Annotated in this window: 4 protein-coding genes and 1 pseudogene; all 5 read left to right on the forward strand. The window is 63.3% G+C overall.

Features of this window, described 5'->3' with window-relative positions; translation table 11 throughout:
* Positions 1 to 248 (forward strand): annotated as a pseudogene (locus ACXJL8_RS30255) (methyl-accepting chemotaxis protein); the annotation flags it as partial.
* A gap of 414 nt (positions 249 to 662) precedes the next feature.
* Entirely contained in the window at positions 663 to 1,952 is a 1,290-nt protein-coding gene (locus tag ACXJL8_RS30260; RefSeq protein ID WP_456619945.1) for an IS4 family transposase, read from the forward strand.
* A 596-nt stretch (positions 1,953 to 2,548) separates the two neighbouring features.
* On the forward strand, positions 2,549 to 4,036 hold the full coding sequence (locus ACXJL8_RS30265) for an MFS transporter (protein WP_456619946.1): 1,488 nt from the start codon (positions 2,549 to 2,551) through the stop codon (positions 4,034 to 4,036).
* A gap of 3 nt (positions 4,037 to 4,039) precedes the next feature.
* Positions 4,040 to 4,864 (forward strand): trehalose-phosphatase, encoded by an 825-nt coding sequence (gene otsB / locus ACXJL8_RS30270; protein WP_456619947.1) that lies wholly within the window; start codon positions 4,040 to 4,042, stop codon positions 4,862 to 4,864.
* Between the two features lie 250 nt (positions 4,865 to 5,114).
* A partial coding sequence (locus ACXJL8_RS30275; protein ID WP_456686108.1) for a trehalose-6-phosphate synthase occupies positions 5,115 to 6,453 on the forward strand: 1,339 nt, incomplete at its 3' end.

Genomic DNA, 6,453 nt, shown 5'->3' on the forward strand with positions numbered 1-6,453 from the left:
TCTCGACCTCCATCGCGAGCGCGGTGGAGCAGCAGGGTGCCGCCACCCAGGAGATCGCCCGCAGCGTCCAGACCGTCGCGCAGGGCACTCAGACCGCCGCCACCGACATCGGCCAGGTCAACCGCGGCGCCGCCGAGACCGGCTCGGCCTCGGAAGAGGTGCTGAACTCGGCCAAGACGCTGTCGTCCGAGAGCACCCGCCTGCGCGCCGAGCTCGACCGCTTCATGGCGAATATCAGGGCAGCGTAAGGCTCAGCCGCCGCACCACTCTCCCTTGTCGTCCTGGCGAAAGCCAGGACCCATTACCCCAGGGAGGAGTCGTGGCGCGAACTGGTAACTCCGAATCTTCGCCAAACTACTCCCTGTGGTAATGGGTCCTGGACCGTCGCTCGCTCCGCTCGCTTGTCCAGGACGACGTGGATAGGTTGACGTCGCCACACTCTCCCGTGTCGTCCCGGCGGAGGCCCTAGGGCATGCACACATCTGGTGCGGCGGATTGACTCGGGTCGCGGGTAAGGAGTTCCAGAATCGGGAATCCGTGTGATCTCTATTGCGGCACTTCTGATCGGATAGAGGTGCCGCCATGTTGTCACGAATTGACTGGACGCTAGGCCGGTTCGGGGATCGTCGTCTCGATAAAGGGGGGCGGCGCTTGTCGGACGCATGGTTGCTGGCAAGAATGTCTGCCTCCGGCAGCTTTCCAGAGGCGACCGTAGCCTGGAGGTGCGGTTCAACCGCTTTCTCGGTCATGCCAAGGTGACAGCGGAGCGGATCATCGAAAGCTGGAGTGGAAGCACGGTTGCAGCCGTCGCGGGCCGCCACGTTTTGGCGATCCAGGACACCAGTGAGACCCACTTCAACACCACACCGCAACGCCGTCGCGGGCTTGGGGAGATCGGCAAGGGCAATAACCACGGCGTGCTGCTGCACCCGTTGCTGGCGGTAGATGCAGACAATGGCACCTGCCTGGGACTTTTGAGCGGCGAAGTGTGGACGCGTGAGGGCCGTCGGACCGTCTCGCATGACAGCCGCGAGCTGTCGGACAAGGAATCGCAGCGCTGGACTGCCACCGCCCTTGCGGCCAAGCCGCTGCTTGCGAAAGCCGCAAGGGTGACCCTGCTTGGTGACCGCGAGAGTGACATCTTTGCCCTTTATGCCAGCGCGGCCGAGCAGGGCTATCACGTGATCGCCCGCAGCATGCATGATCGCAAGCTGGCCGACATGGCGGGCTTGTATGCGGCCATCGAGGCTATGGTGGCGATGGAGCGTCGTACGGTCCAATTGCCTCCGAGAGCGCAGCGGCCGGCACGTCAGGCCAACCTCGAACTTCGCTTTGGTGCAATCGAACTGGCTCGGCCGCAAAGCAAGTTCCTGCGCCATTTGCCGGAAAGCTTACATCTGGCCGTCGTTGACGTCCGCGAGATCAACGCCGGCTCCGACGTCGAACCGCTGCGCTGGTGTCTTCTCACCTCTCACGGGGTCGCCGGTGCAGACGACGCCTGGCGTATCGTCGAATGGTACAAGCAGCGCTGGATCATCGAGCAGTTCTTCCGTGTCCTCAAGACACAAGGGCTCAAGCTTGAAGACAGCCAAATTGGGACCGCTGACCGGCTTCTGAAACTGGTTGCCATCGCTGCCAAGGCGGCTGTGATCACCATCCAGCTCCTGCAAGCGCGTGACGGCAGACAGCAGTCCATCCATATCGCCTTCAACACCAGCGAGATGGCTACGCTGACGGCCCTGAACCAGCAGTACGAAGCCAAAAGTAAGCGGCTGAAGAACCCGCATCCGCCTGACAGCCTGGCCTGGGCCGCCTGGATCATCGGCCGCCTCGGCGGTTGGGATGGCTATCCATCTTCCAGGCCGCCAGGTCCCATCACCTTCAGCAATGGTCTCCAATACTTCCATGGCCTCGCAGCCGGATGGAGCCTTAGAGATGTGTGCATGCCCTAGGGCGGAGGCCGGGACCCATAACCCCAGGGAGGAGTCGTGGCGCGAACGGGTAACTTCGAATCGTCGCCCGACTACTCCCTGTGGTAATGGGTCCTGGACCATCGCTCGCTCCGCTCGCTTGTCCAGGACGACGTGAATAGGTTGACGTCGCCACACTCTCCCGTGTCGTCCCGGCGGAGGCCGGGACCCATAACCACAAGATGTGGTTTGGCGAAGAGTTGTTKTTCGGTACGCATACCTTCCGCAACTGATAGATCACGCAGTATGGGTCCCGGCCTTCGCCGGGACGACGGCGGAGTCAAGATCGCCGTCCGAGTCTCCCTCTCTCCCAAACCTCCGCTTCAACTCCACCTTCGCCCGCTCCAATCGCGCGCCGCTGTTTCGCGAATGTGTCGTCTTTCTGACTTGAGCCATGCGTCAACTCGTTGCGGCTGCGTCGGAAACGGACGGTCTTGGCCGGTGTTCCTGTGGGAACCTGCCGTTGTCGCGGACGTTGTCGCAGGTGGCAGGCGGAATGCCGCACCCCCATGATCGGATCGCCCCCGTCCACATCATGTGAACCGGGGCCGCACGTATTGGCGAGATGCAACAACGCGATGGAATTGCAGCAAAGCCCAGCGCTGAATTTTGGTCCTGCGGTCTCGGCGGCAGCCGCGACCGATCGTATCGTCGAGACCAGCATTCCGTCGCGGCTCGATGCGCTGCCGTGGAGCGGCTTTCACACCCGTGTCGTGCTCGCGCTCGGTATCACCTGGATCCTCGATGGGCTCGAGGTGACGCTGGCCGGCGCGCTGTCCGGCGCGCTGAAGCAGAGCCCGTCGCTGCAGTTCTCCAATCTCGACCTCGGCATCGCCAACTCGGCCTATCTCGCCGGCGCGGTGCTCGGTGCGCTCGGCTTCGGCTGGCTCACCGACCGCATCGGCCGGAAAAAACTGTTCTTCATCACGCTCGCGCTCTATTTGTCTGCGACGGCCGCGACCGCGCTGTCCTGGGATATCGCGAGCTACGCATTGTTCCGTTTTCTCACCGGCGCCGGCATCGGCGGCGAATACACCGCGATCAATTCGACCATCCAGGAACTGGTGCCGGCGCGCTATCGCGGCTGGACCGATCTCGTCATCAACGGAAGCTTCTGGATCGGCGCGGCGATGGGCGCCGTGGCCGCCATCGTGCTGCTCGACCCCGCATTGCTGGGGCCGGATCTCGGCTGGCGCCTCGCCTATCTCATCGGCGCGGCCATCGGCCTCGTCGTGTTGCTGATGCGGATGTGGATTCCGGAGAGCCCGCGCTGGCTGATGATCCACGGCCGCCCGGAACAGGCGCATGAAATCGTCGATGAGATCGAGCGATCGGTGGTCGGACATCGGCAGGATGGTCGTGATGCAGGTTTTGCGAAGATCCGTCTCAAGATGCGCACTCACACCCCGATCACCGAGGTCGTGCACACGCTGTTCTTCACCTATCGCCAGCGGTCGGTCGTCGGCCTGGTGCTGATGATCGCGCAGGCCTTCTTCTACAACGCGATCTTCTTCACCTTCGCGCTGGTGCTGACCGATTTCTACGGCATCAGCGCCGATCATGTCGGCTGGTATCTGTTGCCGTTCGCCGCCGGCAATTTCCTCGGCCCGCTGCTGCTCGGCCGCCTGTTTGACACGCTCGGCCGCCGCGCCATGATCATGTTCACCTACGGCGTTTCCGGCCTGCTGCTGGCGCTGTCCGGTTATCTGTTCTCGATCGGCGCGCTGAGCGCGCAAGGGCAGACCATCGCCTGGATGGTGATCTTCTTCTTTGCATCGCCGGCTGCGAGCGCAGCCTATCTCACCGTCAGCGAGACGTTCCCCCTCGAAGTCCGCGCATTGGCGATCGCGGTGTTCTACGCGGTCGGCACCGGCATCGGCGGTGTGATCGGGCCCGCGCTGTTCGGGGCGCTGATCGACACGGGATCGCGCAACAGCGTGTTCGCCGGTTATTTGCTGGGGGCCGTGCTGATGATCGCGGCCGCGATCGTGGCGTGGCGCTATGCCGTCCCGGCGGAGCGCAAATCGCTCGAACAAATCGCGCGGCCGCTCGCCCTTATGGAGTAGGATATGAAGTCGGAACTTGCGGAAATGCCTTTGGACGACGAACTGACCACGCGCAACGACAATGACAAGCCGGAAACGGTGCCGGTGCCGCACGCGCTCGTGCCGCATCTCGACGAGACCGCGATCCTGCTCGACATCGACGGTACGCTGCTCGAGCTGATGCCGACGCCGCGCGAGGTCTGGGTGCCGCCGGGCCTGTCGGAGACGCTCAACGGGCTGACCGAGCGCACCGCCGGCGCGCTGGCGCTGGTCAGCGGCCGCTCGCTCAACGATATCGACCTGATCTTCGCACCCGATGTCTTTCGTGCGGTAGGTGGTCACGGTGCGGAAATGCGCTTGTCGGCGGATAGTGAAGCCGTGGCCGCGCACGCCCCGCCGATGGACAAGGAATTGAAGCGACGGCTCGCCGCGATCGCGAAGCTCAGCCCCGGCATTCTGCTCGAGGACAAGGGCTATTCGCTGGCGCTGCATTATCGCCTGGCCCCGCATGCGGAGAGGGCGATCTTCGAGGCCGTGTCTCTGATCCGTGCCGATCTGCCCAATGCGCCGATCGAGGTGCTTCCCGGCAAGTTCGTCTGCGAGATCAAGCATTCCGGCTTCACCAAGGCGAGCGGTGTGCGCGAACTGATGAAGCACGAGCCTTTCAAGGGACGCCGGCCGATCTTCATCGGCGACGACGTCACCGACGAAACGGTGTTTGCGATCATGCCCGACATGAACGGGCTCGCCTTCTCGGTCGGCCGCCGCGCCCTCGGCGTTGACGGCCACTTCGATGCGCCGAGCGATGTGCGCGCCTTTCTTGCGCGTCTGCTCGACGATACGCGGTGAAAGCAAGGCCGGCGCCTCGCCCCAGACATAATGTCGTCCGCGTAGTTCCATGGTGTGGAGCGGTGGATGCTGCGCGACACCACCGAAACTCCGTCTTTTGGGTCTTTTGCAGCGAAAAGCCGGGTTCCGCGAGGGAAACCAGCCTCAACGCGCGCGCCTGATTTTGGTTTCAATTCGTTGAAACGATGATCAGGAACCATATTGATGAACATCAGTTAAACAGGGTGGAATGAACAGGAGGGGACGACCTGTGAACTTAGTCGTCGTTTCAAATCGCGTTGCTCGTGGCAAACCCAACGAACCGATGACGGGCGGCCTTGCTGCGGCCTTGCTTCCGGTGGTGGAGTATTCGGGCGCGATTTGGGTGGGCTCTTCGGGCCGCGTGTGGGATGGCCACAATAAGGAACCGTTTGCCGAGATCGAGGCGCTCGGAACCGGCGCTATTGCCACGCTCGATCTGCCGGCAGCGCATTACGGCGGCTATTACGAAGGTTTTGCCAATTCGGCGCTCTGGCCCGCGCTGCATTCGCGCAGCGATCTGATCCGCGTCTCGCGTGACGACTATGTCAGCTATCGCGAGGTCAACGCCTTCATGGCGCGCGCCTTGATGCGCTTCCGCAAGCCCCGAACCGCGTTCTGGGTGCAGGATTATCATTTCCTCGCGCTCGGCGCGGAGCTGCGCGATCTCGGCGTCGACGACCCGATCGGTTTCTTCCTGCACACGCCGTGGCCGGTGGTTGCGGTGATGCAGGGTGTGCCCAATCATCGCGAGCTGATCACGGCGATGCTGGCCTACGATCTCCTGGGCTTCCAGACCGACTCGGATTGCCAGAATTTCCTCAGCTATGCTGGCGGCGAGCTCGGCCTCCCCGTCGAGGACGGCGTCGTGGTCTCGCAGCACGGCCGCACCCGCTGCGAAGTGTTTCCGATCGGCATCGATGCAGAGAAATTCGCAGCATACGCCGCGAAATCGGTCTCGCATCCCGACGTGTCGCGGCTGCGCCGCAGCCTCAACGGCGAGCGGCTCGCGATCGGTGTCGASCGGCTCGACTATTCCAAAGGTCTCGTCAACCGCATCAGCGCGTTCGACCGGCTCTGGACCGAGCAGCCGCAGTTCTTGCGCGGCATCTCGCTGCTCCAGATCGCGAACCCCTCGCGCGGCGCCATCGAGGCCTATGGCAATCTCCAGAACGACGTCGCGCGCCTCGTCACCGACGTCAATGGTCGTCATGGCGAGGTCGACTGGACGCCGATCCGCTATCTCAACAAGGGTTTTAGCCAGGCCGTGCTCGCGGGCCTCTATCGCACCGCGCAGGTCGGTGTGGTGACGCCGCTGCATGACGGCATGAACCTCGTTGCCAAGGAATATGTCGCAGCCCAAAACCCGGCCGATCCCGGCGTGCTGGTGCTGTCGAAATTCGCCGGTGCCGCCAACGAGCTCGAGAGTGCGCTGCTGGTCAATCCGCACGACATCGACGGCATGGCGCGTGCGATCGCGATCGCGGCTGCGATGCCGCTCACCGAGCGCAAGATGCGCTGGGAAGCGATGATGAAGACCTTGCGCGGCCACACCATTCAGCAATGGTACG

It is taken from the genome of Bradyrhizobium sp. P5_C11_2, from assembly GCF_054049755.1.

Excerpts from the sequence above, each read along its gene's own strand:
- ACXJL8_RS30260 (WP_456619945.1), top strand. The coding sequence starts at position 663 with ATGGTTGCTGGCAAGAATGTCTGCCTCCGGCAGCTTTCCAGAGGCGAC.
- otsB (WP_456619947.1), top strand. The coding sequence starts at position 4,040 with ATGAAGTCGGAACTTGCGGAAATGCCTTTGGACGACGAACTGACCACG.
- ACXJL8_RS30265 (WP_456619946.1), top strand. The coding sequence starts at position 2,549 with ATGGAATTGCAGCAAAGCCCAGCGCTGAATTTTGGTCCTGCGGTCTCG.